Here is a 24,833-nt window from a genome sequence, read left to right on the forward strand (position 1 = left end):
TTTGACCTGTTGTGGACGCTCTAGGACTGTGGAACATCGCCGCCTCGTCACCCACTCGCCCCGCGGTGGTGGACCCCTCCGGGCGGACCCTCGACTACGGCTCGCTGGCCGCGGCCGCCGACCGCTACGGGCGCGGCCTGCGCGCGCAGGGCCTGCGGGCCGGGGACGCGGTGGTGCTGCTGCTGCCCAACTGCGCGGAGCTGCTCGCGGTGCACTTCGCCGCGCTGCAGACCGGGCTGTACATCGTCGCGGTGAACTGGCACCTGGTCGGGCCGGAGGTGGCCTACATCCTGAAGGACTCCGGGGCGAAGGCGTTCTTCGCGCACGAACGCTTCGCCTCGGTGGCGGCGGAGGCGGCCGACGAGGCCGGCCTGCCGCCGGAGGCCCGGTTCGCGGTGAGCGAGGCCGGTGAGCTGGCGTCCGGCGCGGCTGGAGCGACCGGGGCGTCCGCTGGCGCTGGGGCGTCCGCTGGCGCGGCGGCGTCCGGCGCGGCGATTCCCGGGTTCCGGCCGCTGGCCTCGCTCGGCGCGGACGAACCGGCCGGCCGCCCCGACGGGCGCACCATGGGCGGGCCGATGCTCTACACCTCCGGCACCACCGGGCGGCCGAAGGGCGTGCGCCGGCCGCTGACCGGGGCCGACCCGGACGACGTTCCGGGCACCGCGATCTGGTTCTTCGGCATCTTCGGGCTGGCGCCGCACGACGGGCACGTGCACCTGTGCGGCTCGCCGCTCTACCACACGGCGGTGCTCAACTTCGTCACCATCTCCATCCAGCTGGGCCACCCGGCGGTGCTCATGGACCGCTGGGACCCGGCCGCCATGCTGCAACTGGTCGAGCGCCACCGGGTCACCCACAGTCACCTGGTGCCCACCCAGTTCTCCCGGCTGCTGGCCCTGCCGGAGGATAAGCGCACCCGCTACGACCTGTCCTCGATGCGCGCGATGATCCACGGCGCAGCCCCGTGCCCGCGCGAGGTGAAGCGCCGGATGCTGGACTGGTGGGGGCCGGTGGTGATCGAGTACTACGCGGCCACCGAGGGCGGCGGCACCACCATCATGGCCGATGAGTGGCTACGCAAGGAGGGTTCGGTGGGTCGCCCCTGGCCGGGCTCGGTGGTGAAGATCCTGGACGATTCGGGCAACGAGCTGCCGGCCGGGGAACCCGGCCTGGTGTACCTGCGGATGGGCACGTCGTCCTTCGAGTACCACGGCGACAAGGAGAAGACCCGGAAGGCGCGGGTGGGCGACCTGTTCACGCTGGGTGACGTCGGGCACCTGGACGAGGACGGCTACCTGTTCCTGCACGACCGCAAGGCCGACATGATCATCACCGGCGGGGTGAACGTGTACCCGGCGGAGATCGAGGGCGAGCTGGCCGCCCACCCCAAGGTCGCCGACGTCGCCGTCTTCGGCATCCCCCACCCCGAATGGGGCGAGGAGATCAAGGCGGTGGTCCAGCCGGCCGACGGGATCGAGCCGGACGAAGCCCTCACCGAGGAACTACTGGCCTACGCCCGCACCCGCCTGGCCAAGTTCAAACTCCCCCGCACGATCGACTACCGCCCACAACTCCCCCGCGACCCCAACGGCAAGCTCTACAAACGCCACCTCCGCACCCAATACCTCTAACCCGTCGCTGATTCCCGCACCCCGTGTCGCTGGTTTCCCCAGTTCATGTCGCGGGGCCTGACCCGGTGAAACCCGCGACATGGCGTGGTGAAACCCGCGACATGGGCTGGTGAAACCAGCGATATGGGCTGGTGGGGGGCGCGATATGGGGTTAGTGGCCGTGGAAGATTGGGGGGCGTTTTTCGGCGAAGGCTTGGGGGCCTTCTTTGGCGTCCTGGCTGGCGAAGACGGCCATGCCTAGTTTGGCTTCGAGGGTGAAGGCTTCGTTTTCCGGCAGGCCTTCGGTGTCGCGGATGGTGCGGAGGATGGCCTGGACGGCCAGGGGGCCGTTGGCGGCCACCAGGTCGGCCAGTTCCAGCGCCTTGTCGAGGGCCGAGCCGTCGGGGACCACGTGGCCGATCAGGCCGACGTCCAGGGCCTCCTGGGCGGACAGGTGGCGACCGGTGAGGAGGATGTCGCAGGCCAGGGTGTAGGGGATCTGGCGGGGGAGGCGGACCGCCGAGCCGCCCAGCGGGAACAGGCCCCAGCGGGCCTCCGAGACGCCGAAGCGCGCGCTCTGCCCGGCCACCCGGATGTCGGTAGCCTGCAGGATCTCCGTGCCGCCGGCAATGGCCGGACCTTCCACGGCGGCGATCAGCGGCTTGGTCAGCCGGCGGCCCTTGAGCAGGGGTTCGATCACCGACAGGTCCCAGCCGCCGCCGGAGAACGAGTCGCCGGGGTGCGTGCGGGTCATCGCCTTGAGGTCGGCGCCGGCGCAGAACGCGCCGCCCGCGCCGGTCAGCACCGCCACCCGGATCTCCGGGTCGGTGTCGACCTGGTTCCAGGCGTCGCGCATGATCGCCATCATGTCGGCGGAGAGCGCGTTGCGCGCCTCCGGCCGGTTCATGGTGACGATCAGGACGGCGCCCCGCCGCTCGACGAGACAGTGCGGCTGTTGCTGGTCCGCCATGAACACGCTCCCTCAGAACTGTTGTCGAAAACAGTAACATGTTCTAGTTTGTTTCGAATGGCGCTGAACATCGCGGACCTCTTCGAGCACGCCGCCGACCTGGTTCCGGACCGGGTCGCGCTGATCTGTGGCCCCCACCGGGTGGGCTACGCCGAGCTGGAGGGCAATGCCAACCGGCTGGCCCATCACCTGCGGGAGCACGGCGTGGAGCCGGGCCAGCACGTGGGCGTGCAGTGCCAGAACTCCATCGAGGCGGTGACCGCGATGCTGGCCGCGTACAAGCTGCGCGCGGTGGCCATCAACGTGAACTACCGGTACGTCGAGAACGAGTTGCGGTACCTGTACGAGAACGCCGACCTGGTCGCCCTGGTGCACGACCGGCGCTACACCGACCGGGTGGCCCCCGTGCTGGCCGACACGCCGAACCTCAAGCACGTGATCGTGCTGGCCGACGACAGCGACACCGACGTGCCGGACGGGCACGGCGTGGACTACGCCGAGGCGCTCGCCGCCCACCAACCGAACCGGGACTTCGGCGAGCGCAGCGACCGGGACACCTACGTGCTCTACACCGGCGGCACCACCGGCATGCCCAAGGGCGTGCTGTGGCGGCACGCCGACGTGTGGCGCGCGCTGGGCGGCGGCATCGACTTCATGTCCGGCGAACCGCTGCCCGACGAGTGGGCGCAGTCGCGCGCCGGCAAGGACTACGCGCTGGTCCGGCTGTGCCTGCCGCCGCTGATCCACGGCGCGGCGCAGTGGTCGGTGCTGCCGGCGCTGTTCGCCTGCGGGACCGTGGTGCTGATGCCCCGGTTCGACCCGGCGGCGGTGTGGCGGGCCATCGAGGAGAACGGCGTCAACGTGGTGACCATGGTCGGCGACGCGATGGCCCGGCCGCTGATCGAGGCGTTCGAGGCCGGGCGGTACAACGTGTCCACGCTGGCCGCGATGTCCAGCCACGCCGCGCTGTTCTCCCCGGCGGTGCAGCAGCGGATCCTGGCCGCACTGCCCAACCTGGTGCTCACCGACGCGATCGGCTCATCGGAGGGCGGCTTCAACGGCATCCAGGTGATCACCAAGGACGGGGTGCGCCCGGGCGGCCCCCGGGTGAAGCCGGGTCGGGACGTGATCGTGATCGACGAGCGGAACCAGCCGGTGCCGGCCGGTTCCGGGCAGGTCGGCCGGGTCGGCCGGGGCGGGCACATCCCGTACGGGTACTACAAGGACCCGGTGAAGACCGCCGAACTGTTCGTCGAGGTGGACGGCAAGCACTACGCGGTGCCCGGTGACTACGCGCGGATGGAGACCGACGGCAGCATGACGCTGCTGGGCCGGGGCAACGTGTCAGTGAACACCGGCGGGGAGAAGGTGTTCCCCGAGGAGGTCGAGGGCGCGCTGAAGTCGCACCCGGACGTGTTCGACGCGCTGGTCATCGGTGTGCCGGACGAAAGGCTGGGGCAGCGGGTGGGCGCGGTGGTGCAGCCGAGGGAAGGCGTCGACGCGCCGGACCTGACCGCCCTCAGCGGGCACGTGCGTACCCAGCTGGCGGGTTACAAGGTCCCCCGGGCGCTGTGGATCGTGGACCAGATCGGCCGCTCGCCGAGTGGCAAGCCGGACTACCGCTGGGCGGTCGAGCACGCCGCCGCGAACGAAGGAAGTTATGAGAACTGACATTCGCGAACGGTTCGGCATCGAGCACCCGATCTTCGGCTTCACGCCGTCGGAGGAGGTCGCCGCCGCGATCAGCCGGGCCGGCGGGCTGGGCGTGCTGGGCTGCGTGCGGTTCAACGACCCGGACGAGCTGGACCGCGCGCTGCACTGGATGGACGAGCACACCGACGGCAAGCCGTACGGCGTGGACGTGGTGATGCCGGCGACCGTGCCCACCGAGGGCACGCAGGTCGACCTGGACGCGCTGATCCCCGCCGGGCACCGGGATTTCGTCGCGCGCACGCTCACCGAGCTGGGCGTTCCGCCCCTGCCGGAGGACGAGCAGAGCGGCGCGGGCGTGCTGGGCTGGCTGCACTCGGTGGCCCGTTCGCACGTGGAGGTGGCGCTCAAGCACCCGATCGCGCTGATCGCCAACGCGCTTGGTTCCCCGCCGCCGGACGTGATCGCCGCCGCGCACCAGGCCGGCGTCCCGGTGGCGGCGCTGGCCGGCACCGCTTCGCACGCCCAGCGGCACGTGGACAACGGGGTGGACATCGTGGTCGCCCAGGGCTACGAGGCCGGCGGGCACACCGGGGAGATCGCCAGCATGGTGCTGCTGCCGGAGGTGGTGGATGCGGTGGGTGACCGCGCGCCTGTGCTGGCCGCCGGCGGGATCGGCACCGGCCGGCAGATCGCCGCCGCGCTGGCGCTGGGGGCGGACGGGGTGTGGATGGGGTCGACGTGGCTGACCGCCGCCGAGTACACGCTCGGCGGCAACGGCTCGGCCACGCAGAAGGCGCTGCTCGCCGCCGGTTCCTCGGACACCACCCGCACGCGGATCTACACCGGCAAGCCCGCGCGCCTGCTGAAGACCCGCTGGACCGAGGCGTGGACGTCGCCGGACGCGCCGGCGCCGCTGCCCATGCCGTTGCAGAACATCCTGGTCAGCGAGGCGCACGACCGGATCTCCCGGTCCGGCAACCCGGAAGTGGTTTCCATGCCGGTGGGCCAGATCGTGGGAAGGATGAACCGGGTGCGCCCGGTCGCGGAGATCTTCGAAGACCTGCTCGGCGAGCTGGACGCGACGGTCCGCCGGCTCAGTTCGGACCGGTAGCGTCGCTAACCGGCGAAAGCCCAGCCGGTCGTGCCGGTGACCTCGACGAGGATCATCGGCCCGGCCGGCGGGCGCTCGCGGTACCGCGGGTACTTCGCGGTCAACCAGCCCAGCGGGTCGTCGCGCTCCGGGCCATCGAGCACGATCCGGGCCTGACCGTCCAGCCGCACCCACCACAGCCGCGACCAGTCGTCGTCGTACTCGTCGGCGAGCAGCGACACGTTCGGGTTCGACCTGATGTTGCGCAGGCGCTTCAGGTTGGTGGTGGTCTTGGGCTTGTGGTCGACGGCGATGGCCACCCGGTCACCGCGGAGTGCGAAGGTGACCGGCACCAGGTGTGGCCGCCCGTCCGGGGTCACCGTGGCGAGCCGGGCCACCCGCGCGGCGGCGAACCGCCGCCGCGCGTGCGCCTCATCCATCCCCTAATAGTGCATCGGCCAGTCGCACCAGCTGCTCGGTGGCCGCTCCCAGGGCGAACTCGTTGCGCTTGGCGGCGATGAAGTACCGGTGCAGCGGGTGATCCACGTCGATCCCCACCCCACCGTGCACGTGCACCGCGGTGTGCGCCACCCGGTGGCCCGCGTCGGCGGCCCAGAACTTGGCGGTGGCGATCGCGGCTTCGGTCTCCGGGTCGCCGGGGCCGGTCGTGGCGAGCAGCCAGGCGGCCTGCCACATGGTCAGCCGGATCGCCTCCACGTCCACGTAGCCGTCCGCCAGCCGCTGCGCGACCGCCTGGAAGGCGCCGATCGGCTTGCCGAACTGTTCGCGCTGCCTCGCGTACTCCGCGGTCAGCTCCAGCGCCCGCTCCACCACACCGAGCTGGTGCGCGCACAGCCCGACCGTGGCGTGTGCGCGCAACCAGCCCAGCGCCTCCTGGTCACCGACCAGGCGATCGGCGGGGAGTTCGACGCTGTCGAGCTCGACCAGTCCGGCGTCGTCCAGGTCGACGGTGCGCTGCCGGGCGATCGTGACGCCGGGGTCGGTGGCCTCCACCAGGAACACCGAAGTGACCGAATCACCCTGCTGAACCGACTGAATCGACTGAGTCGACTGGATTGCGGGGAGGAGGAGGGCGGAGGCGGCGGGCGCGGAGGGGACGGCGGCGGCGGTGCCGGTGAGGCGCCAGCCTCCCGTGGGGGTGGGCTCGGCGGTGACCTGGGCGTCCAGGGCGGCGGTGAGCAGGTGTTTGCCGGTGGCGGCGGGGGCGGCGTAGTCGGTGCGCTGCTGGGGCGAGCCGAAACGGGCCAGGCCGGCGGCGGCCACCGCGATCGTGGACAGGTAGGCGGCCGGGGCCACCGCGCGGCCCAGCTCGGCCAGCACCGAGCAGCGCTCCAGCAGGCCGAGGTCGTCGCCCCCCACCGTGGACGGCAGGGCAGCGGAGAGCACGCCCGCCCCGGCCAGCGCGGACCACAGCTCCGGGTCGTGCCGGTCCCTTCCGGTTTCCTCCAGCGCGCGCAGCCGCTCCGGGGTGGCGTGGTCGGCCAGGATTCCCCGGGCCAGCCCGGCCAGCTCGACCTGTTCCTCGGTCGGGGCGAAGTCCATCGAGTCCTCCATGTTCAGCGCCGGGAGATGGGTAGGCCGAGCGCGGCGGCGGCGATGATGTCCCGCTGCACCTCGTTGGTTCCGCCGCCGAAGGTGAGGATCAACGCGGCCCGGTGCATGCGTTCGATCCGTCCGCGAATCAACGCTCCGGGGGAACCGGTGCGCACCACCGACGCCGGGCCCAGCACCTCCATGAGCAGCCGGTAGGCCTCGGTGGCGAACTCGGTGCCGAACACCTTGTTCGCCGAGGCGGCCGCCGGACCCGGGCCGGCGCCGTCCTTGGCCGCCGCGATCCGCCAGCCGAGCAGCTTGAGGAACTCGGCCTTGGCGTGCACCCGGGCCAGATGCACCCGGACCCACTCGCGCTCGATCGCGCCGGTCTCCCGCGCCCACTCGGTGACCTCGCGCAGCGCGGCGAAGATCGGTGCGGCCGAGGTCAGGGCCACCCGCTCGTGGTTGAGCTGGTTGGTGATCAGCGCCCAGCCCCGGTTCTCCTCGCCGACCAGCGAGGTCACCGGCACCCGCACGTCGGAGTAGTAGGTGGCGCTGGTGCCCACCCCGGCCACCGTGCGCACCGGCGTCCAGGAGAAGCCGGGCGAGTCGGTGGGCACGATCAGCACCGAGATGCCCTTGTGTGGCGGGGCGTCCGGGTCGGTGCGCGCGGCCAGCCAGACGTAGTCGGCGAACTGGATCAGGCTGGTCCACATCTTCTGCCCGTTGACCACGTACTCCCCACCCACCTCCCCTGCCCCCTTCACCCGCTCGGCGCGGGTGCGCAGCGAGGCCAGGTCGGTACCGGCCTCGGGCTCGGAGTAGCCGATGGCGAAGTGCAGCTCGCCGCGGGCGATCCGGGGCAGGAAGAACTCCCGCTGCTCCGGGGTGCCGAACCGCATGATGGTCGGGCCGACGGTGTTGATGGTCAGGAACGGCACCGGCACGCCGGCGGTCGCCGCCTCGTCGGTGAATATCAGCTGGTCGAGCACTGACCGCGCCTGCCCGCCGTACTCCACCGGCCAGCCCAGGGTGAGCCATCCGTCCGCGCCCAGCTGCCGGACGATCTCGCGGTAGGCTTCGCCCCCGCCGTACTCGCCCTCACCCGAGGTGAGCTCGGCGCGCCGCTCTGGTGTCATCAGGATCTCGAAGTAGGCGCGCAGCTCCTCGCGCAGCGCGTCCTGCTCCTTGGTGAACGCCAGATGCATCCGCGGCTCCGTCTCGTCGATACGGGATACTGAAACGCGTTCTAGAAGTGTAGCCGCTTTACACCCGGTGGGAAATTGACTCAAACAAGAACGAGTTCTAGTCTCTGGCGAATGACGGGTATGCGCGGCAGGGTGGCCGTGGTCACCGGCGCGGGAGCCGGCCTCGGCCGGGCCGAGGCGCTGGCACTGGCCGCCGCCGGCACCGATCTGGTGCTGAACGACCTGAACCCCGAGGCGGGTGCCTCGGTGGTCGACGAGATCAACGGTTCGGCGGGCGGCGGCAAGGCCGAACTGGTCGCCGGGGACATCGGCGAGCGGAGCACGGCGGACGCGCTGGTGTCCACCGCGGTCGAGCGGTTCGGCGGGCTGGACATCGTGGTGAACAACGCCGGCCTGACCCGGGACAAGATGTTGTTCGGCCTGTCCGACGAGGACTTCGACCTGGTGCTCCGGGTGCACCTGCGTGGGCACTTCCTGCTTTCCCGCAACGCCGCCGCGTACTGGCGGGATCGCTCCAAGCGGGACGGCGGGCCCACCTACGGGCGACTGGTGAACACCTCCTCCGAGGCGTTCCTGCTCGGCCCGCCCGGGCAGGCCAACTACGCGGCGGCCAAGGCCGGCATCGTGGCGCTCACCGTGTCGGCGGCCCGCGGCCTTTCCCGGTACGGGGTCACGGCGAACGCCATCTGCCCCCGCGCGCGCACCGCGATGACCGCCGACGTGTTCGGCGAGGCGCCGGCCGGCCGGGTGGACCCGCTGGGCACCGGGCACGTCGCCCCGCTGGTGGCCTACCTGGCCTCGCCGGCCGCCGCCTCGATCAACGGCCAGGTGTTCGTGGTGCACGGCGGGAAGATCGCCCTGGTCGCCCCGCCCACCGTGGAGAGCCGCTTCCAGGCGGCGGACGGCGAGTGGTCGGCCTCGGAGCTGGAAGCCACGCTCGGCGCCTACTTCGCCGACCGCGACCCGGACCGGGTGTTCGCCGGCACCGAGGTGCTGGACCTGTGAACCGTCGCAACTGTCCCGACCGTCCCTCCGGTGCCGGAGAGTTCGGGACTCCGGAGAACGCGGTTGCCGCTTCCGGCATGTGTAACGCTGTTTTATTGCCGGAAGCGGCAAACGCTCGCCGCTGTTCCCCGGTCTCGGACCGGGAGACCGCCCGATGACCGAGACTTCGCCCGGCGGTGCGACCGCCACCGGGAGCGCGGGCGCCGGAAACGCGGGTGCCGGGAGCGCGGGTGCCGGGAGCGCGGCGGCCGCGGGCCGGCTGGCCGGGAAGGTCGCGCTGGTCACCGGGGCGGCTCGGGGCCAGGGGGCGGCGGCGGTGCGCCGCCTCGCCGAGGAAGGCGCCCGAGTGCTGGCCACCGACGTCACCGACCCGGACGGCGTGGCATTTCTGCCCGCGGAGCAAGAAGGGCGGGTTCGGTTCGCCCGGCTGGACGTTACGTCCGAGGAACAGTGGGCCGGCGCGATCGACCGGGTCATCGAGGAGTTCGGCCGGCTGGATGTGCTGGTCAACAACGCCGGCGTGCTGCACTTCGGCACCCTCGAGGACACCTCGCTGACCGACTACCTGCGGGTGATCACGGTCAACCAGGTCGGCACCTTCCTGGGCATGCGCGCCGCCGCCAAACCCATGCGCGAAACCGGCGGCGGGTCGATCATCAACCTCTCGTCCATCGAGGGTCTGGCCGCCGCGCCGCTGCTCACCGCCTACACCGCGAGCAAGTTCGCCATTCGCGGCATGACCAAGGTGGCCGCGCTGGAGCTCGGGCAGCACGGCATCCGGGTCAACTCGATCCACCCGGGCATGATCGACACCCCGATGATCAGTGAGGCGCTGGGCGGCTACCAGCCGGACCTGGCGCCGGTGGCGCGCAAGCTGGCGCTGCGCACGATCGGCCGGCCGGAGGACATCGCCGCCATGGTCGCGTTCCTGGCCAGTGACGACAGCCGGTACTGCACCGGCGCGGAGTTCGTCGCGGACGGCGGCGCCACCGCCACCCACGCACTGAACGTCACCGGTTGACGGAACGACTCGTTGTGTCATCACACACGTCACGGCGGCCCGGGAGGGCGGTATGAACCCCGCTGGAAGCACCGCGCTCCCCGGCGCGCGAGCGTTCAGCCAGGTCGGCAACCTGGCCACGCTGGCCTGGCTGGTCGTCCGAGCCATGCCCAAGCGCCCGTTCCAGGGCCGTGAGCTGCTGCAACAGGGCTGGTTCTTCGCCAGCGTGACCATCCTGCCCACCGCGCTGGTGTCCATCCCGTTCGGCGCGGTGATCGTGCTCCAGCTGGGCTCGCTGACCCAGCAGATCGGCGCGCAGTCGTTCACCGGGGCGGCCAGCGCGCTGGCCATCGTGCAGCAGGCCAGCCCGCTGATCACCGCGCTGCTGGTGGCCGGCGCGGGCGGGTCGGCGATGTGCGCGGACATCGGCGCGCGCACCATCCGGGACGAGATCGCCGCCATGGAGGTGCTCGGGGTGGACCCGGTGCACCGGCTGATCGTGCCCCGGGTGCTGGCCGCGATGTTCGTGTCCGTGCTGCTGAACGGCCTGGTCAGCGTGGTCGGCGTGCTGGGTGGTTACTTCTTCAACGTGGTCATGCAGGGCGGCACCCCGGGCGCCTACCTGGCCAGCTTCAACGCCCTCGCGCAGCTGCCGGATCTGTGGATCAGCGAGTTCAAGGCGATGCTCTACGGCTTCGTGGCCGGCGTGGTCGCCGCCTACCGGGGGCTGAATCCGCGCGGCGGTCCGAAGGGCGTCGGCGACGCGGTGAACCAGGCCGTGGTGATCACCTTCCTGCTGCTGTTCCTGATCAACCTGGTGCTCACCGGCATCTACCTCCAGATCGTGCCGCCGAAGGCTTTGTAGAGGCCCCCGAGACATGACCCTTCGCTCCCCGATCATCCCGCCGTCCCGGCGCTCGCTGTCGGCGATCGCCGCCCGCGCGGTGGACGACCGCGCCACCGGCCTGGCCGACATGGGCTGGCAGCTGGCGTTCTACGGCCGGGCCATGGCGTTCACCCCCCGGGTGCTGCGCCGGTACCCGAAGGAAGTGCTGCGCCTGCTGGCCGAGGTGTGCTTCGGCGCCGGCGGGCTGGCGGTGATCGGCGGAACCCTCGGCGTGATGATCGGCATGACCTTCTTCACCGGCGCGGTGGTCGGCCTGCAGGGCTACTCCTCGCTGGAGCAGCTGGGCACCGCCGCGCTGACCGGGTTCATCTCCGCCTACTTCAACACCCGTGAGGTGGCGCCGCTGTCCGCCGGGCTGGCCCTGTCGGCCACGGTGGGCTGCGGGTTCACCGCGCAGCTGGGCGCGATGCGCATCTCCGAGGAGGTGGACGCGCTCGAGGTGATGGCGGTGAACAGCCTGCCCTACCTGGTCACCACCCGGGTGGTCGCCGGGTTCGTCGCGGTCATCCCGCTGTACGTGGTCGGCCTGCTCACCGCGTACCTGGGCTCCCGGCAGACCACGGTCTGGTTCTACGGCCAGTCCGGCGGCACCTACGACCACTACTTCCACCTGTTCCTGCCGCCGGCGGACGTGCTCTGGTCGTTCCTCAAGGTGATGGTGTTCGCGCTGTTCGTGATCCTGGCGCACTGCTATTACGGCTACACCGCGACCGGCGGGCCGGCCGGGGTGGGCGTGGCGGTGGGCCGGGCGGTGCGCACCTCGATCGTGCTGATCGTGGTCACCGACTTCTTCCTCAGCCTGGCCATCTGGGGGTCCACCACCACGGTCAGGATTGCCGGATGAGCGGCTACGACCGCGAGCAGCGGGGCCGCTACCAGCTGCTGGGCGTGGCGTTCCTGCTGGTGGCGGCGGTGTTCCTGGTCGTGACGGTGGGCATGTACCGCAAGGCGTTCACCCCGGCGGTGACGGTGACCGTGCTGGCCGGCGAGACCGGCAGCCAGCTGGTGCCCGGCGCCGACGTGAAGGTGCGCGGCGTGCCGGTGGGCACGGTGAAGGCGATCAGCCGGGACCCCGGGACGGCCCGGCTCACCCTGGCCCTGGACCCGGAACACGCGGAGCTGGTGCCGGCCAACGTGTCCGCGCGGTTCATCCCGAAGACGCTGTTCGGCGAGCGCTACGTGGACCTGCGGATCCCCGCGCAACCGGCCGGGCCGATCGCCGAAGGAACGGTCATCCCGGCGGACCGCTCGACCGCCGCGATCGAGCTGGAACGGGTCAGCGACCGGCTGCTGCCGCTGCTGCGGGCGGTGCGGCCGGACCAGGTGGCGGTCACGCTGAGCGCGATCCGCCAGGGCCTTTCCGGGCGCGGGGAGAAGCTGGGTACCACCCTGGTCGGGCTGGACACCTACCTGAAGGGCTTCAACCCCGCGGTGCCGGACCTCATCCGCACCCTGGACGCACTGGGCCCGGTGGCCGACACCTACGCGGCCGCCGCGCCGGACTTCTTCGGCGGCCTCGCCGACCTCAGCACCACCACCGGCACGATCGCCGACCGGTCCGACGACGTGCGCGGGCTGCTGGCCGACGTCACCGGGTCGTCGGACGACCTCGGCCAGTACCTGCGGGACAACCAGGACAACCTGGTCAAGGTGCTCGAGCAGTCGCGGCCGACGCTGGACATCCTGGAGCGGTACGCGCCGGAGCTCCCGTGCATCTTCCACCACGCGGTGTACGAGATCCCCGCCTCGGACATCGCGTTCGGCAAGGGAACGGCGCACCCCAACCAGCACAAGGTGCAGATCGGCGTGGCGGCCAACCGGGGCAAGTACCTGCCCGGCCTGGACGACCCGAAGAACGCCGATGACCGCGGCCCGCGCTGCTACCCCCTGACCGCGTCGACCGATCCGGCCCCGCAGTACCAGCCGGGCGGGCCGCTCAAGGACGGCAGCCGCCACCCCGCCCCGCCGCTGGACATCCCCAACCCACTGGATCTCACGGGTCTGCTGGGGGGTCGCCGGTGAAGGTGCTCGGACCCGCCGTCAAGCTGGGCATATTCGCGGTGGTCACCATCGTGCTCACGGTGATCCTGGGCGCGACCATCGCCAACTCCTCCGTCTCCTCGGCCGCCGGGTACACCGCGATGGTCACCGACTCGTCCGGCCTGCAGGTGGGCGACGACGTGCGCATGCGCGGGGTGAAGATCGGCCGGGTGACCTCGCTGGAGGTGGCCGACAACCAGTACGCGGCGATCGCCTTCGAGGTCGACAAGAGCCGCGCGCTGCCGGCCGGGGTGACCGCGGTGATCAAGTACCGGAACCTGATCGGCCAGCGCTACCTGGCCCTGGACGCGCCGAAACCGGCCGAGCCCGGGGTGCTCCCGGTCGGCGGCACCATCCCGCTGGAACGCACCCGCCCGGCGCTGAACCTGACCGACCTGTTCAACGGCTTCCAGCCGCTGTTCCAGGCCCTCACCCCGGCCGAGGTGAACAAGCTCTCGGGGGAGATCATCGCGGTGTTCCAGGGCGAGGGCGAGACGGTGACCGACCTGCTCGCCACCACCGCCTCCCTGACCGGCACCATCGCCGACCGGGACCGGGTGATCGGCCAGGTGATCACCAACCTGAACACGGTGATCGGCAACGTGAGCGCCCGGTCACCCGAGCTGACCGACCTGCTGGACACGCTGCAGCGCCTGGTCAGCGGGCTGGCCGACGACAAGGCGGCGATCGGTTCGGCCATCGAGTCGATCGACGACCTCACCCGCACCACCGCCGGCCTGGTGCACGACGCCCGCCCGCCGCTGAAGGCCAACATCGACGAGCTGGGCGAGCTGGCCGAGCTGCTGAACAAGTACGAGGGCACCGTCGAGCCGCAGCTGCGCAACTGGGGACCCAAGCTGGACAAGCTCATCCCGACCGCCAGCTACGGCGGCTGGTTCCAGTACTACGCCTGCATCGTCAGCGGCAAGATCTCCATCGAGCAGCTGGGCATCACCGTGCCGATCCTGCCGATTCCCGGCACCGAGCTGTCCCCGAGGTGCCGCCCGTGAAGCCCTTGCAGGACCGCAACCAGGCGACCGTCGGCCTGGTCACGCTGGTGGTGATCGTGCTGCTCGTGGTCGGGGCGTTCCACGCCGAGGACATCCCCGGATTCGGCGGCGGCACCGGCTACTCCGCCCGCTTCGCCGAGTCCGCCGGGCTCAAGGAGGGCGACGAGGTCCGGGTGGCCGGCATCAAGGTCGGCGAGGTCACCCACGTCGGCCTTTCCCGTGGCCAGGTAGCGGTCGAGTTCCGGGTGAAGAACGTGCGGGTGGGCAACCAGTCCCGGGTGGCCATCGAGATCAAGACCCTGCTGGGCGAGAAGTTCCTCGCGGTGCGCCCGGCCGGGGTGATCCAGCAGGACCCGGACGCCCCCATCCCGGTCGAGCGCACCAGCACCCCGTTCGAGGTGCCCGAGGCGTTCAACCAGCTGGCCAACACCGTCGACCAGATCGACACGGCCAAGCTGGCGCGGAGCTTCCGGGTGCTCTCGGACACGTTCGCCAACACCCCGGCGCACTTCGGCAACACGCTCACCGGGCTGTCCCGGCTGTCCGAGACGATCACCTCGCGGGACAAGGAGGTGACCGCGCTGCTGGCCAGCACGGCCAAGGTGAGCGGCGTGGTCGCGCAGCGCAACGAGCAGGTCGCGCGGCTGGTCCGGGACGGGAACAGGCTGCTGGACGAGCTGAGCCGCCGCAAGGAGGCGATCACCGACCTGCTGGAGAACACCCGGCGGCTGGCCGACGAGCTGCGCGGCCTGGTGCGGGACAACCGGGGCCGGATTCACCCGGCACTGGAAGAGCTGGACCGCACCACCGACATGCTGGCCCGCAACAAGGCGTCCCTGGAACACGGCATCGCCTCGCTGGCCAACTACACCCGGGTGTTCATCGGCGCGGTGAGTGCCGGCCGGTGGTTCGACGGCTACTTCTGCGGGATGTTGAACCCGAACATCGTGGCCGGCGGCATCCAGTTCAACCCGCACACCTGCGCGCCGCCGAAGGGGCTGTCCAGCGGGAAGCCCGGGCCGGACTCCCCGCTGTTCCCCCTGCTCGGAGGTGGCAAGTGAACCGGCGTCTGGTTGCCGTCGTCGGCGTGCTGGCGCTGGTCGCCGTGGCCACCGGGTGGTGGCTGCTGCGGCCCTCCGGGGGGACAACGCTGGCCGCCTACTTCGACCGGGCGGTCGGGCTCTACGCCGGCTCGGACGTGCGGGTGCTGGGGGTCAAGGTCGGCACGGTGGACCGGGTGACGCCGGAGGGCCCGGTGGTCCGGGTGGACATGACCGTGGACGACGAGTTCCCCATCCCGCCGAACGCCTCGGCGGCGGTGGTGGCGCCCAGCCTGGTCAGCGACCGGTACGTGCAGCTCACCCCGGCCTACGTGGAAGGCCCGAAAATGGCCTCCGGCACGGTGATCCCCCGCGAGCGCACCGGCACCCCGGTGGAGATCGACCAGGTGCTGAAGAGCGTGGACACCCTGGCCGTGCAGCTCGGCCCCAACGGCGCCAACCGCACCGGCGCGCTGTCCCAGGCGCTGAACACCGGGGCCGCCAACCTGGCCGGCAACGGGGCCAACCTGAACGCCTCGCTGACCCGGCTGGGCGCGCTGGCCGACGTGCTGGCCCGGTCCCGGGGCGACTTCGCCGCCACGGTGGACAACCTGGACAAGTTCACCGGCACGCTGGTGGAACACGACGCCGAGGTGCGCCAGCTGCAGAGCCGGCTGGCCGACGTGATGGGCCACCTGGGCGGCGAGCACGAGAAGGCGGGCGACGCGCTGAACGCGCTGGCCGGCTCGCTGAGCGAGGTCAACTCGTTCGTCAAGGACAACCGCGAGCTGCTGGCCAGCAACGTCGAGGCGCTGAGCAAGGTCACCGAGGCGCTGGCCAACGAGCGCAAATCGATCGCCGGGGTGGTGGACACGGCCGCGCTCGGCTCGTCCAACTACCTGAACGCCTACGACGCGGCGTCCGGCTCGATCGCCGTGCGCGGTGCCTTCCCGGAGACCCAGCTGGGTCCGGTGGTGCTGCTGTGCACGATCCTGCAGCGGTACTCGCCCTCGGTGTTCCAGCAGCTCACCCAGACCTGCGTGGCGGCGGCCGACGGCCTGGAGAAGGCCACCGGCATCCCGTCGATCGGCGACATCCTCGGCAACCTGCAGGCGGGCCGCCCGCCGGTGAGGACGGGCCGATGAAGCGTGCGTTGCTGGTGGTTCTCGCGTTTTTGTTGACCGGTTGCGGGTCGTCCGGCGTGTACGGGATGCCGCTGCCCGGCGGCGCCGACCTCGGTGACTACCCGTACAAGGTGACCGTGGAGTTCCCGGACGTGCTGGACCTGGTGCCGCACGCCGCGGTCAAGGTGAACGACGTGCCGGTCGGCCGGGTGGACGAGATCACCCTGGCCCCGGACGGCTCGGCCGCCCGGGTGGTCGTGCAGGTCAACGGGAACGTGGTGCTGAACGCCGACACCCGGGCCGAGCTGCGCTCGGCCAGCCTGCTGGGGGAGAAGTTCGTCGCGCTGGTGCCGCCGCCCTACCCGGCGTCGGGCCGGCTCCAGCCCGGCGCGGTCATCCCGCTGTCCGGCAGCAAGCGCTACCCGGAGGTGGAGGAGGTGTTCGGCGCGCTGTCCATGCTGCTCAACGGGGGCGGCGTGGGCCAGGTCCGGGACATCGTGCACGAGCTGAACCTGGCCGCCGGCGGCAACGAGCCGCAGCTGCGCGACCTGCTCACCCAGCTCGGCCGGACCACCGGACAGCTGAACGCGCGGCGCGACACCATCGTGCGCTCCATCGACGCGATCGACCGGCTCTCCGCCTCGTTCGCCCAGCAGACGAACAACATCAACACCTCGCTGGACCGCCTGGAGCCGGGGCTGGGCGTGCTGGCCGACCAACGCGGCCAGCTGGTGGACGCGCTGCGCTCGCTGGACCGGCTGGGGGTGGTGGCCACCAGCACGGTCAACCGGGCCGGCGACGACCTGGTGGCCGACCTTCGCTCGCTGGAGCCGGTGCTGCACCAGCTGAACAAGGCCGGCCCGGACATCCCGAACTCGCTGCAGTTCCTGCTCACCTTCCCGTTCACCGACTACGCGCTGAAGGCGGTCGGCGGCGACTACGTGAACGTGGACGTGCTGGTGGACCTGGACCTGAGCGCCCTGCTGGGCTCGCTGCTGCGCTCCTCGCAGCCGTTCCTGCCGATCCCGGGCACCGCGTCAAACCCGCTGCCCGGCCCGCTCGGCGAGCTCCTTCCCGCCCCGAAGCCCAAGGCACCGGCCGGGCTGGGCGGTCTGCTCGGCCCGTTGGGGGGTGGTGACCGGTGATCACTCGCAAGGTGGTCGTGCAGCTGTGCATCTTCGCGCTGATCGCGCTGGTCGGCACCGGTTACCTGGGCGCCCGGTACGCCGGGCTGGACCGGCTGTTCGGCGCCGGCGGCTACCGGGTGGACGTGGAGCTGGCCGACTCCGGCGGCATCTTCCCCAACGCCGAGGTGACCTACCGGGGCGTGGCCATCGGCACGGTGAACGCGCTGCGGCTCACCCCCGGCGGGGTCACCGCCGAGCTGTTCATCCGAAACGACGCGCCGCCGGTGCCTTCCGATGCGCACGCGGTGATCGCCAACCGCTCGGCCATCGGCGAGCAGACCGTCGACCTGCGCCCCGAGCACGCCGGCGGGCCGTACCTGGCCGAGGGCGCGGTGATCCCGGCCGCCCGCACCGCGCTGCCACCCGCCCCGGAACAGGTGCTGGCCAACGCGGACACCCTGGTCCGCAGCGTGAACACCGATGCCCTGCGCACCCTGGTCACCGAGCTCGGTGCCGGCTTCAGCGGCACCGGCGACTCGATCGGCCGGTTGATCGACGGCGCCGACGAGGTCACCCGCACCGCCAACCAGTACCTGCCCCAGTTCGTCTCGCTGCTGCACAACTCGCAGGTGGTGCTGCGCACCCAGCAGGCGGCCAGCCAGGACATCCGCGAGTACAGCCGGGGGCTGCGCCAGGTGGCCGCCGAGCTCAAGAAGTCCGATCCCGACCTGCGCACGGTGATCGACGACCTGCCGGAGACCACCGACCAGGTGGACTGGGTGGTCGACCACGTCGGTTCACCGCTCTCGGACGTGCTGGAGGACCTGGTCCCGGTCACCCGGGTCGTGGAGGAGCGGGGCGCGGCGGTGAAGCAGCTGCTGGTCGCCTACCCGATGGTGCTGGCGATGAGCTCCACCTTGCCGGACAAGACGACCGGCCGCGGCCGCCTGGCCTTCGTCCTCCCGTTCTACGACCCGCCCCCCTGCACCAAGGGCTACATCCCCCTGAACGAGCAACGCGCCGCCGACGACCTCACCCCCAACACCCACGACCTGAGCAAAATCGGCTGCCAAGAACCCAAGGGCAGCCCCATAGGCGTCCGAGGCCCCCAACACGCCCCCCGCCCCAGCCGCTAACCCCTCCGATTCAGTGCGTTCAGCACCCTGATTCAGTGCGTTCCGCACCCTGATTCAGTCGGTTCAGCACGCTGATTCAGTGCGTTCTGCAGGCTGGCCCCGGCTCGGTTAGCGTCAGCGCGTGGGGCTACTCAACGGAAAATGCGACGGCCGGTTCGCGGCGCTGCGCGATGCGCTGGAACGCAACCTGGAGTCCGGCGCCGAACTGGGCGCGTCGCTGGTGCTCGACCTGGACGGGGAGATCGCGGTCGACCTGTGGGGCGGGCACCGGGACGAGGCGCGGACCGTGCCGTGGACCGAGGACACGCTGGTCAACGTGTGGTCCACGACCAAGACGGTGAGCGCGCTGGCCGCGCTCATGCTGGTCGACCGGGGCCAGCTGGACGCGTATGCGCCGGTGGCGAAGTACTGGCCGGAGTTCGCCGCCGCCGGCAAGGAGCGGGTGGCGGTCCGCCACCTGCTGTCCCACACGTCCGGGGTGTCCGCGCTGGAACCGCCGACCACGGTGGAGGACCTGTACGACCCGGTGGCCGCCGCCGCACGGATGGCCGCCCAGCCGCCGTGGTGGGAGCCGGGCACGGCCAGTGGCTATCACGCGCTGAACTACGGGCACCTGATCGGCGAGCTGGTGCGCCGGGTGGACGGGCGCTCGCTGCGCGCGTTCGTGGCCGAGGAGATCACCGGCCCGCTGGGCGCCGACCTGAGCATCGGCGCGGCCGAGGCCGACCGGGGCCGGATCGCCGACGTGGTGCCCCCGCCGCCGCTGCCCATGGACCTGGCCGCGCTGGACCCGGACACGCCGATGGTCAAGACGCTCGGCGCGCTGGCCGCCGGCGCCGGGGTGGCGAACACGGCGGGCTGGCGGCGCGCGGAGATCGGCGCCGCGAACGGGCACGCCAACGCGCGTTCGGTGGCCCGGACGCTGTCCGCGGTGGCCCGGGGCGGCACGGTGGACGGGGTCCGGCTGGTCGGCCCGGAGACGTTGGAGCTGATCTTCGACGAGCAGGCGCACGGGGTTGACCTGGTGCTGGGCGTGCCGCTGCGCTGGGGAATCGGCTTCGGGCTGCCGCAGGCCGAGACCGTCCCGTGGATCCCGGACCAGAAGATCTGCTTCTGGGGCGGCTGGGGCGGCTCGATGATCATCATGGACCTGGGCCGCCGGATGACCATCTCCTACATGATGAACAAGATGGGCGCCGGCATCATCGGCTCCGACCGCAGCGCCGAGTACACCCAGGCCATCTACGCGGCGCTGTAGCCACCGTCCTGGGTGGGTAGCCTGCGGCGGCATGGAGCAGGGGTTGCGAGGGAAGGTGGCGGTGGTCGCCGGGGCGACCCGGGGCGCGGGGCGGGGGATCGCCGCCGCGCTGGGGGAAGCCGGGGCGACGGTGGTGTGCACCGGGCGCAGCAGCACCAACCGCCGGTTGGCCTCCGACTACGCCGGCCGGCCGGAGACCATCGAGGAAACCGCCGCGCTGGTCACCGAGCTGGGCGGGGTGGGCATCGCCGAGCCGGTCGACCACCTGGACCCGGAACAGGTGCGCGCACTGGCCGAGCGCATCGGCGCCGCGCACGGGCGGATCGACGTGCTGGTGAACGACATCTGGGGTGCCGAGGTACTCAAGGGCGGCCCGCCCCAGTGGAACACACCGATCTGGGAGCTCGACCTGGCCGACGGGCTGCGCATCCTGCGCCTGGCCGTGGACACCCACCTGATCACCTCGCACCACCTGTTGCCGTTGTTGATCTCCCGTCCGGGCGGGCTTCTGGTGGAGATCACCGATGGCACGGCGGACTACAACGCGGACCGGTACCGGATATCGGTGTACTACGACCTGGCCAAGGTCGCGGTCAACCGGCTGGCCTTCTCCCAGGGCCACGAACTGGCGCCGCACGGCGCCACGGCGGTCGCGGTCACCCCCGGCTGGCTGCGTTCGGAGATGATGCTGGGCAACTTCGGTGTCACCGAGCGGAACTGGGCGGACGCGCTGCGGGAGGGTGCGGTGCCCGGTTTCCCGACCGCGCCGCCGGGTTTCCGGCACTCCGAGTCGCCCCGGTACGTGGGTCGTGGGGTCGCCGCGCTGGCCGCCGACCCGGACCGTGCCCGGTGGAACCAGCGTTCGGTGACCTCGGCCGACCTGGCCCGCGACTACGGCCACACCGACATCGACGGCAACCAACCCGACTCCTGGGCGCACACGACCTAACCCATGACCAGCCACCCGGCGAGCGGCACCGTGAGCACACTGACCACGGTGGACAGCGCGGTCGCCGCCGAAACCAGGTCCGGGTCGGCGCGGTAGCGGCTGGCCATCGCGTACACGTTGCCCGCCGAGGGCAGTGCGGCCAGCAGTACCCCGGCCTGCACCCAGAAACGGTCCAGCCCGAGCAGCCCGCCCAGGGTGAACCACACGACCAGCGGGTAGAACAGCAGTTTCGCGGCGGTGAGCGCGGAGGCGGCGAGCAGCGTGGACCGGCCGATCCGGAGCCCGGCCAGTGCGCCGCCGAGGGCGAACAGCGCGGTCGGGCCGGCCGCGCCGCCGAGGAAGGCGAGGAACTTCGCCACCGGCCCGGGCAGCGTCACGCCGAGGGCCGCGACCACCGCGCCGAGCGCGATGGCCACCACCACCGGGTTGCCCAGTACGCCCCGCCAGAACCGCCCGCCGTCACCGGTCGCCGCGCGGCTCATCAGCATGCCGCCGACCGACATGAGCACCATGACCTCGGCCAGCACCGCCATGGCCAGCGGCCCGGCGGCCCGCTCGCCGAAGAACGCCAGCATCAACGGAAGCCCGAGGAAGCCCAGGTTGCTCACCGTCGCCACGCTGGCCCGGGCCGCCGCGTCCGGCCCCGGCTGAACGAACCGTTCCGCCGCCGCGCGCCGGTGGCCCAGTAGCCGGGACGCGCCGAACACCAGGGCGAACACCAACCCGCCGGCGGCCAGGTAGCCGGCGTAGAAAGCCGGGTGGAAGGACTGCCGGATGGGCTGGGCGGCGATCAGCCCGGCGACCAGCGCCGGCAACCCGAAACGGAAGGAGAACGCGCTCAGCGCCTCCACCGCCCGCGCGTCCACCAACCCGGTGCGCGCGGCCGCCCAGCCCAGCGCGACCACGCCGAAGACCGGCAGGCTGAGCAGCGCGAACTGGATCACCGGAGCGCGGGCCGCTCGGTGCCCTCATGCCGCTCGGTGTCCCCGTTCCGCTCGGTGCGCCTGTGCCGTTCGGTGCCTCCGTCACGCGCGGCGGCCGCGTCGGTGCGGGCCTGGATCGCCCGGATCACGGCCACCATGTCCTCCTCGCCGAGGCCGAGCGCGGCGGTCTCCGCGTACAGCCGGTGGCAGGCGTCCAGCAGCGGGGTGGCCAGGCCGGCCGCCCGGGCCGCCCCGGCGACCAGCCGGTTGTTCTCCAGCACGTTGGTGATTGACGCCTGCGCGGCATGGTCGCCGTACAGCAGCTTGTCGATCTTCACCCGGGAGATCGGGCTGGCCATCTGGCCGCCGTTCAGCACCTCGCGGAACCGGTCCAGGTCCAGGCCGTGCCGCTCGGCGAAGTGGGTGGCCTCGGCCAGCCCGGTGACCAGGGTGATCAGGAAGACGTTCACCGCCAGCTTCATCACCAGCCCGTTCGGCACCGGACCGCAGTCGATCACCTGCCGGCACATCGGCCCGAGCAGCGGGCGGATGTCCCGCCCCGCCTCGGTGTCCCCGGCCAGCATGGCGACCAGCTCGCCGGCCTCGGCCGGCTTGCGCGAACCGGAAACCGGCGCCTCCAGGTAACGGCCGCCGGCCCGCCGCACGTCGGCCTCCAGCGACCGGGAGTACTCCGGCTCGGTGGTGCCCATGTGCACGACGGTGTGGCCGGCCACCCGGGCGGCGAAGGCCGGCGTGCCCCGGGCCAGCGTGGCGTCCACGGCCGCGCCGTCGGCCAGCATCAGCAGCACGGTGGCCGCGCGCCGGAACACCTGGTCCACGCTGGCGGCCACCTCGGCGCCGGCCGCGCGCGCCGCTTCGGCCTTGCCCGGCGTGCGGTTGTACACGACCAACGGCGTGCCGGCGCGGGCCAGGTTCGCCGCCATCGGCTGCCCCATCACCCCGAGCCCGACAAATCCGACGTCGCCCATCCGGCTCTCCCCTCGAACGACTGAATCAGCCTGCCAAACCGACCGAATCGGCTTGGGGGCTTATGACAGCTGTCATAGGACAGGTGTCATAGTATGCGAGCATGGGCGAACGGGCAGCGCGCGAGCGGATGGTTTTCAGCGCGGCGCAGTTGATGCGCCGCCACGGCGTGGTCGGTACCGGTCTGCGCGCGGTGTTGGCGCACGCCCGCGCCCCGCGCGGGTCGCTCGGCCACTACTTCCCGGGGGGCAAGGAACAGCTGGTCAACGAGGCGGTCGCGTGGGGCGGCCGATACGCCGGCCGGCGCGTCCCCCGGTTCATGGCGGCGCTGGGCGAACGCCGGACGCCGAGCGGGCTGTTCCGCGCCATGACCGCGCAGTGGGCGGACGAGTGGGCATCGGCCGGCTACCAGGCCGGCGGCTGCCCGGTGGTGGCGGCCGCCGTGGACTGCGCGGACAGCGCCGAGTCGACCCGCGCGGCCGTCTCGGCGGCGTTCGACGAATGGCGCTCACCGGTGGCCGCCGCACTGGTGGAGATGGGCGTGCCGGCCGAGCGGGCGCCGGCGCTGGCCACCCTCATGGTGAGCGCGGTGGAGGGGGCGGTGCTGATCTCCAGGGCCGAACGCAGCCCGGACGCGCTGCACACCGTGGCCCGCGAGCTCGGCCCACTGCTCGACGCGGCCCGCGGTTGACCACGCTGAACGGCTCTACAGCTTTCGCCCGGTGAAGGCGAGCAGGCGGATGCCGGCCGGGTCGCCCGGCGCGGCCGGCTGCTCCGGGCCGAACGCCTCCGGGCTGCGCCCGCCGGAGAGCAGCCCCTGACCGATGGCCAGCGCCGACTCGAGCAGCTGGTCGGCGGGCATCGGGCGGCCGGTGGCGTGCGCCAGGTCCGCGCAGTGCGTGGTGATGTCGAAGACCGCGATGTTCATCGCCAGCTCGCCGGGCACCTGCCCGAAGTGGCCGAGCTCGACGGTCGAGGTGAGCGAGTCGGCCGGGCGGAACGCGGCGGCCAGCCGGTCGGCGGCGGTGGAGAAGACCTCGGCCGGCTCGGCGTCGCCGAGCAGGTCGGCGCCCATAGTCCCGGTGAGCTCGTCCTTGGTCAGCGAGCCCCGCTCCCGCGCGCCGCCCATCGTGGTGGTCGTGGCGACCATGTGGTTGACCAGCGCGCGCACCGTCCAGTCGGTGCACGGGGTCGGCCGGCCGAGCTGCTCGGGGGACAGGTCGGTGATCAGTGCGGTGGCCTCGCGGTTGGCGTCGTCGAACAGTGCGCGCAGGTCCATCGGGCTCTCCTTTGAGCGTGAGACTGCGAAACTACCGGGGGGCGACGAGCAGGGGTTGGCCGGCGGTGCCGACCGGCCCGGTGGCGTCGGCCAGCTCGCAGTGGGTGAGGCCGATGCCGTCCGGGCCGTAGTCGCTGCGGGCGGCCAGGTAGGTCCACTCGGACTCCGGGTGGCGCATCAGCGTCACGGTGAGCGCCGGCGGGATGAACAGCCATTCGTCCAGCGGCAGCGCGGCGGAGACCCCGTTCGCCGAGTCGACCACCAGCAGCACCCGCTGCGACCCGGTCAGCGGGCGGTCGGGCAGCAGCGGCACGCGGACCCGGGTCCACACCCGCGCCGGTCCCGGCACGTGGTATCCGCCGGTCACGAAGCGCCACTCGATCGCCTCGCCGTAACCCCACTCGGTGAGCCCGGGGAAGTACCGCTGCGGCTGGGGGCCGGGCAGCGGCGGCGGAGCGGTCCCATCCGCCGGGTCCGCGCCGTCGGGCCGAGCGCCGTCGGGCCCGGCGCCGTTGGGACGAGCGCCGTTCGGGCCGCTTCCGGTGGCGATGAACCAGGCGCGCGCGGTGACCACCAGCCGGCCGTCCACCCGCAGCGCCGCCTCGACCAGCTGGGTGCGCCGGCCCGGCCGGGGCACCGAGGTGCTGACCTCACCCACGCGCCGGGGGATCGGGCCGTGGAAGTCCACCGCGATGCGGGCCAGCCGCAGGTTCGGGGTCTCACCCCGCACCAGGTCCTCCAGCACGGTGCCGAGCAATGCGGCCGGCGGCCCGCCGTGCTGCATCTCCGGGTCCCACGGACTGGTGGTGGCCTCGGTCGGCAGGTACCGGTTCGTCCCCACCGGCCGGTAGAAGCTGCCCGCCTCGCTCACCCGGCCGACCTTACCCAGCCGTCCCGGGCATCGCCCGGGTAGTTCGGTGGAGGCACGAAGCGGAACGAGTGCGGACCGGGGGGTCACCCGCC

24 protein-coding genes are annotated in these 24,833 nt (G+C 72.0%); 16 read left to right on the forward strand and 8 right to left on the reverse strand.

Going from position 1 to position 24,833, the window contains the following annotated elements:
- Positions 1–11: 11 nt before the first annotated feature.
- Entirely contained in the window at positions 12–1,631 is a 1,620-nt protein-coding gene (locus ABEB12_RS31790) for an AMP-binding protein (protein ID WP_185063425.1), read from the forward strand.
- 151 nt (positions 1,632–1,782) lie between these two features.
- On the opposite strand, the gene ABEB12_RS31795 is transcribed toward ABEB12_RS31790, so the two are convergent.
- On the reverse strand, positions 1,783–2,580 hold the full coding sequence (locus tag ABEB12_RS31795) for a crotonase/enoyl-CoA hydratase family protein (RefSeq protein ID WP_185063426.1): 798 nt from the start codon (positions 2,578–2,580) through the stop codon (positions 1,783–1,785).
- A 57-nt stretch (positions 2,581–2,637) separates the two neighbouring features.
- On the opposite strand from ABEB12_RS31795, the gene ABEB12_RS31800 reads away from it, so the two are divergent.
- Together ABEB12_RS31800 and ABEB12_RS31805 are read left to right on the forward strand one after the other, a co-directional pair.
- Complete coding sequence (locus ABEB12_RS31800) at positions 2,638–4,251, forward strand: AMP-binding protein (RefSeq protein WP_185063427.1); 1,614 nt, start codon at positions 2,638–2,640, stop codon at positions 4,249–4,251.
- Positions 4,241–5,344 carry a nitronate monooxygenase gene (locus ABEB12_RS31805; protein WP_185063428.1) on the forward strand — a complete coding sequence of 368 codons (1,104 nt, stop codon included), beginning with the start codon at positions 4,241–4,243 and terminating at the stop codon, positions 5,342–5,344. The genes ABEB12_RS31800 and ABEB12_RS31805 overlap by 11 nt, the downstream gene beginning before the upstream one ends.
- A gap of 5 nt (positions 5,345–5,349) precedes the next feature.
- On the opposite strand, the gene ABEB12_RS31810 is transcribed toward ABEB12_RS31805, so the two are convergent.
- From ABEB12_RS31810 to ABEB12_RS31820, 3 genes are read right to left on the reverse strand one after another with little or no spacing between them, the layout of a single operon-like run.
- On the reverse strand, positions 5,350–5,763 hold the full coding sequence (locus tag ABEB12_RS31810) for a TIGR03668 family PPOX class F420-dependent oxidoreductase (protein ID WP_185063429.1): 414 nt from the start codon (positions 5,761–5,763) through the stop codon (positions 5,350–5,352).
- Entirely contained in the window at positions 5,756–6,886 is a 1,131-nt protein-coding gene (locus ABEB12_RS31815; protein ID WP_185063430.1) for an acyl-CoA dehydrogenase family protein, read from the reverse strand. The genes ABEB12_RS31810 and ABEB12_RS31815 overlap by 8 nt, the downstream gene beginning before the upstream one ends.
- 14 nt (positions 6,887–6,900) lie before the next feature.
- A complete protein-coding gene (locus ABEB12_RS31820; RefSeq protein ID WP_185063431.1) occupies positions 6,901–8,085 on the reverse strand; it encodes an acyl-CoA dehydrogenase family protein in 1,185 nt (394 codons plus the stop codon).
- Positions 8,086–8,196: 111 nt separating this feature from the next.
- Between ABEB12_RS31820 and ABEB12_RS31825 the strand changes: the two genes are divergently transcribed.
- The 12 genes from ABEB12_RS31825 (at position 8,197) to ABEB12_RS31880 (ending at position 20,681) form a co-directional block, all read left to right on the forward strand.
- The gene (locus ABEB12_RS31825) at positions 8,197–9,090 is read left to right on the forward strand and encodes a 3-oxoacyl-ACP reductase (protein WP_221498458.1); all 894 of its coding nucleotides are present in this window, start codon (positions 8,197–8,199) and stop codon (positions 9,088–9,090) included.
- 154 nt (positions 9,091–9,244) lie between these two features.
- Entirely contained in the window at positions 9,245–10,111 is an 867-nt protein-coding gene (locus ABEB12_RS31830; protein ID WP_185063432.1) for a glucose 1-dehydrogenase, read from the forward strand.
- 52 nt (positions 10,112–10,163) lie between these two features.
- Complete coding sequence (locus ABEB12_RS31835) at positions 10,164–10,955, forward strand: ABC transporter permease (RefSeq protein WP_185063433.1); 792 nt, start codon at positions 10,164–10,166, stop codon at positions 10,953–10,955.
- A 13-nt stretch (positions 10,956–10,968) separates the two neighbouring features.
- Positions 10,969–11,841: an ABC transporter permease gene (locus tag ABEB12_RS31840; protein WP_185063434.1), complete on the forward strand. Its 873-nt coding sequence runs from the start codon at positions 10,969–10,971 to the stop codon at positions 11,839–11,841.
- Complete coding sequence (locus ABEB12_RS31845; RefSeq protein ID WP_185063435.1) at positions 11,838–13,019, forward strand: MCE family protein; 1,182 nt, start codon at positions 11,838–11,840, stop codon at positions 13,017–13,019. The genes ABEB12_RS31840 and ABEB12_RS31845 overlap by 4 nt, the downstream gene beginning before the upstream one ends.
- Positions 13,016–14,047 (forward strand): MCE family protein, encoded by a 1,032-nt coding sequence (locus ABEB12_RS31850; RefSeq protein WP_185063436.1) that lies wholly within the window; start codon positions 13,016–13,018, stop codon positions 14,045–14,047. The genes ABEB12_RS31845 and ABEB12_RS31850 overlap by 4 nt, the downstream gene beginning before the upstream one ends.
- Entirely contained in the window at positions 14,044–15,108 is a 1,065-nt protein-coding gene (locus tag ABEB12_RS31855; protein WP_185063437.1) for an MCE family protein, read from the forward strand. The genes ABEB12_RS31850 and ABEB12_RS31855 overlap by 4 nt, the downstream gene beginning before the upstream one ends.
- On the forward strand, positions 15,105–16,232 hold the full coding sequence (locus ABEB12_RS31860; RefSeq protein ID WP_185063438.1) for an MCE family protein: 1,128 nt from the start codon (positions 15,105–15,107) through the stop codon (positions 16,230–16,232). The genes ABEB12_RS31855 and ABEB12_RS31860 overlap by 4 nt, the downstream gene beginning before the upstream one ends.
- Positions 16,229–17,356 (forward strand): MCE family protein, encoded by a 1,128-nt coding sequence (locus ABEB12_RS31865; protein WP_185063439.1) that lies wholly within the window; start codon positions 16,229–16,231, stop codon positions 17,354–17,356. The genes ABEB12_RS31860 and ABEB12_RS31865 overlap by 4 nt, the downstream gene beginning before the upstream one ends.
- The gene (locus ABEB12_RS31870) at positions 17,353–18,474 is read left to right on the forward strand and encodes an MCE family protein (RefSeq protein ID WP_185063440.1); all 1,122 of its coding nucleotides are present in this window, start codon (positions 17,353–17,355) and stop codon (positions 18,472–18,474) included. The genes ABEB12_RS31865 and ABEB12_RS31870 overlap by 4 nt, the downstream gene beginning before the upstream one ends.
- Positions 18,475–18,595: 121 nt before the next feature.
- Positions 18,596–19,732 carry a serine hydrolase gene (locus ABEB12_RS31875; RefSeq protein WP_185063441.1) on the forward strand — a complete coding sequence of 379 codons (1,137 nt, stop codon included), beginning with the start codon at positions 18,596–18,598 and terminating at the stop codon, positions 19,730–19,732.
- Between the two features lie 31 nt (positions 19,733–19,763).
- Positions 19,764–20,681, forward strand: coding sequence for an SDR family oxidoreductase (locus ABEB12_RS31880; protein ID WP_185063442.1), 918 nt, complete (start codon positions 19,764–19,766; stop codon positions 20,679–20,681).
- Here the strand turns inward: ABEB12_RS31880 and ABEB12_RS31885 are convergent.
- The gene (locus ABEB12_RS31885) at positions 20,678–21,625 is read right to left on the reverse strand and encodes an AEC family transporter (RefSeq protein WP_185063443.1); all 948 of its coding nucleotides are present in this window, start codon (positions 21,623–21,625) and stop codon (positions 20,678–20,680) included. The genes ABEB12_RS31880 and ABEB12_RS31885 overlap by 4 nt on opposite strands.
- Positions 21,622–22,641 carry an NAD(P)-dependent oxidoreductase gene (locus tag ABEB12_RS31890; protein WP_345703355.1) on the reverse strand — a complete coding sequence of 340 codons (1,020 nt, stop codon included), beginning with the start codon at positions 22,639–22,641 and terminating at the stop codon, positions 21,622–21,624. Before ABEB12_RS31890 ends, ABEB12_RS31885 begins: the two co-directional genes overlap by 4 nt.
- Before the next feature lie 53 nt (positions 22,642–22,694).
- On the opposite strand from ABEB12_RS31890, the gene ABEB12_RS31895 reads away from it, so the two are divergent.
- A complete protein-coding gene (locus ABEB12_RS31895) occupies positions 22,695–23,282 on the forward strand; it encodes an LmrA/YxaF family transcription factor (protein ID WP_185063445.1) in 588 nt (195 codons plus the stop codon).
- Between the two features lie 15 nt (positions 23,283–23,297).
- On the opposite strand, the gene ABEB12_RS31900 is transcribed toward ABEB12_RS31895, so the two are convergent.
- Both ABEB12_RS31900 and ABEB12_RS31905 read right to left on the reverse strand, forming a co-directional pair.
- Entirely contained in the window at positions 23,298–23,870 is a 573-nt protein-coding gene (locus ABEB12_RS31900) for a TIGR03086 family metal-binding protein (protein ID WP_185063446.1), read from the reverse strand.
- A gap of 31 nt (positions 23,871–23,901) precedes the next feature.
- The gene (locus ABEB12_RS31905; protein ID WP_185063447.1) at positions 23,902–24,741 is read right to left on the reverse strand and encodes an acyl-CoA thioesterase domain-containing protein; all 840 of its coding nucleotides are present in this window, start codon (positions 24,739–24,741) and stop codon (positions 23,902–23,904) included.
- Positions 24,742–24,833 lie beyond the last annotated feature (92 nt).

The organism is Actinospineispora eucalypti, from assembly GCF_039543365.1.
Taxonomy (GTDB): domain Bacteria; phylum Actinomycetota; class Actinomycetes; order Mycobacteriales; family Pseudonocardiaceae; genus Pseudonocardia; species Pseudonocardia eucalypti.

Coding starts and splice junctions, on each gene's coding strand:
- ABEB12_RS31900 (WP_185063446.1), bottom strand. CDS start 23,870: ATGGACCTGCGCGCACTGTTCGACGACGCCAACCGCGAGGCCACCGCA.
- ABEB12_RS31895 (WP_185063445.1), top strand. CDS start 22,695: ATGGGCGAACGGGCAGCGCGCGAGCGGATGGTTTTCAGCGCGGCGCAG.
- ABEB12_RS31845 (WP_185063435.1), top strand. CDS start 11,838: ATGAGCGGCTACGACCGCGAGCAGCGGGGCCGCTACCAGCTGCTGGGC.
- ABEB12_RS31815 (WP_185063430.1), bottom strand. CDS start 6,886: ATGGACTTCGCCCCGACCGAGGAACAGGTCGAGCTGGCCGGGCTGGCC.
- ABEB12_RS31835 (WP_185063433.1), top strand. CDS start 10,164: ATGAACCCCGCTGGAAGCACCGCGCTCCCCGGCGCGCGAGCGTTCAGC.
- ABEB12_RS31805 (WP_185063428.1), top strand. CDS start 4,241: ATGAGAACTGACATTCGCGAACGGTTCGGCATCGAGCACCCGATCTTC.
- ABEB12_RS31865 (WP_185063439.1), top strand. CDS start 16,229: ATGAAGCGTGCGTTGCTGGTGGTTCTCGCGTTTTTGTTGACCGGTTGC.
- ABEB12_RS31830 (WP_185063432.1), top strand. CDS start 9,245: ATGACCGAGACTTCGCCCGGCGGTGCGACCGCCACCGGGAGCGCGGGC.
- ABEB12_RS31795 (WP_185063426.1), bottom strand. CDS start 2,580: ATGGCGGACCAGCAACAGCCGCACTGTCTCGTCGAGCGGCGGGGCGCC.
- ABEB12_RS31800 (WP_185063427.1), top strand. CDS start 2,638: ATGGCGCTGAACATCGCGGACCTCTTCGAGCACGCCGCCGACCTGGTT.
- ABEB12_RS31810 (WP_185063429.1), bottom strand. CDS start 5,763: ATGGATGAGGCGCACGCGCGGCGGCGGTTCGCCGCCGCGCGGGTGGCC.
- ABEB12_RS31880 (WP_185063442.1), top strand. CDS start 19,764: ATGGAGCAGGGGTTGCGAGGGAAGGTGGCGGTGGTCGCCGGGGCGACC.
- ABEB12_RS31820 (WP_185063431.1), bottom strand. CDS start 8,085: ATGCATCTGGCGTTCACCAAGGAGCAGGACGCGCTGCGCGAGGAGCTG.
- ABEB12_RS31825 (WP_221498458.1), top strand. CDS start 8,197: ATGACGGGTATGCGCGGCAGGGTGGCCGTGGTCACCGGCGCGGGAGCC.
- ABEB12_RS31840 (WP_185063434.1), top strand. CDS start 10,969: ATGACCCTTCGCTCCCCGATCATCCCGCCGTCCCGGCGCTCGCTGTCG.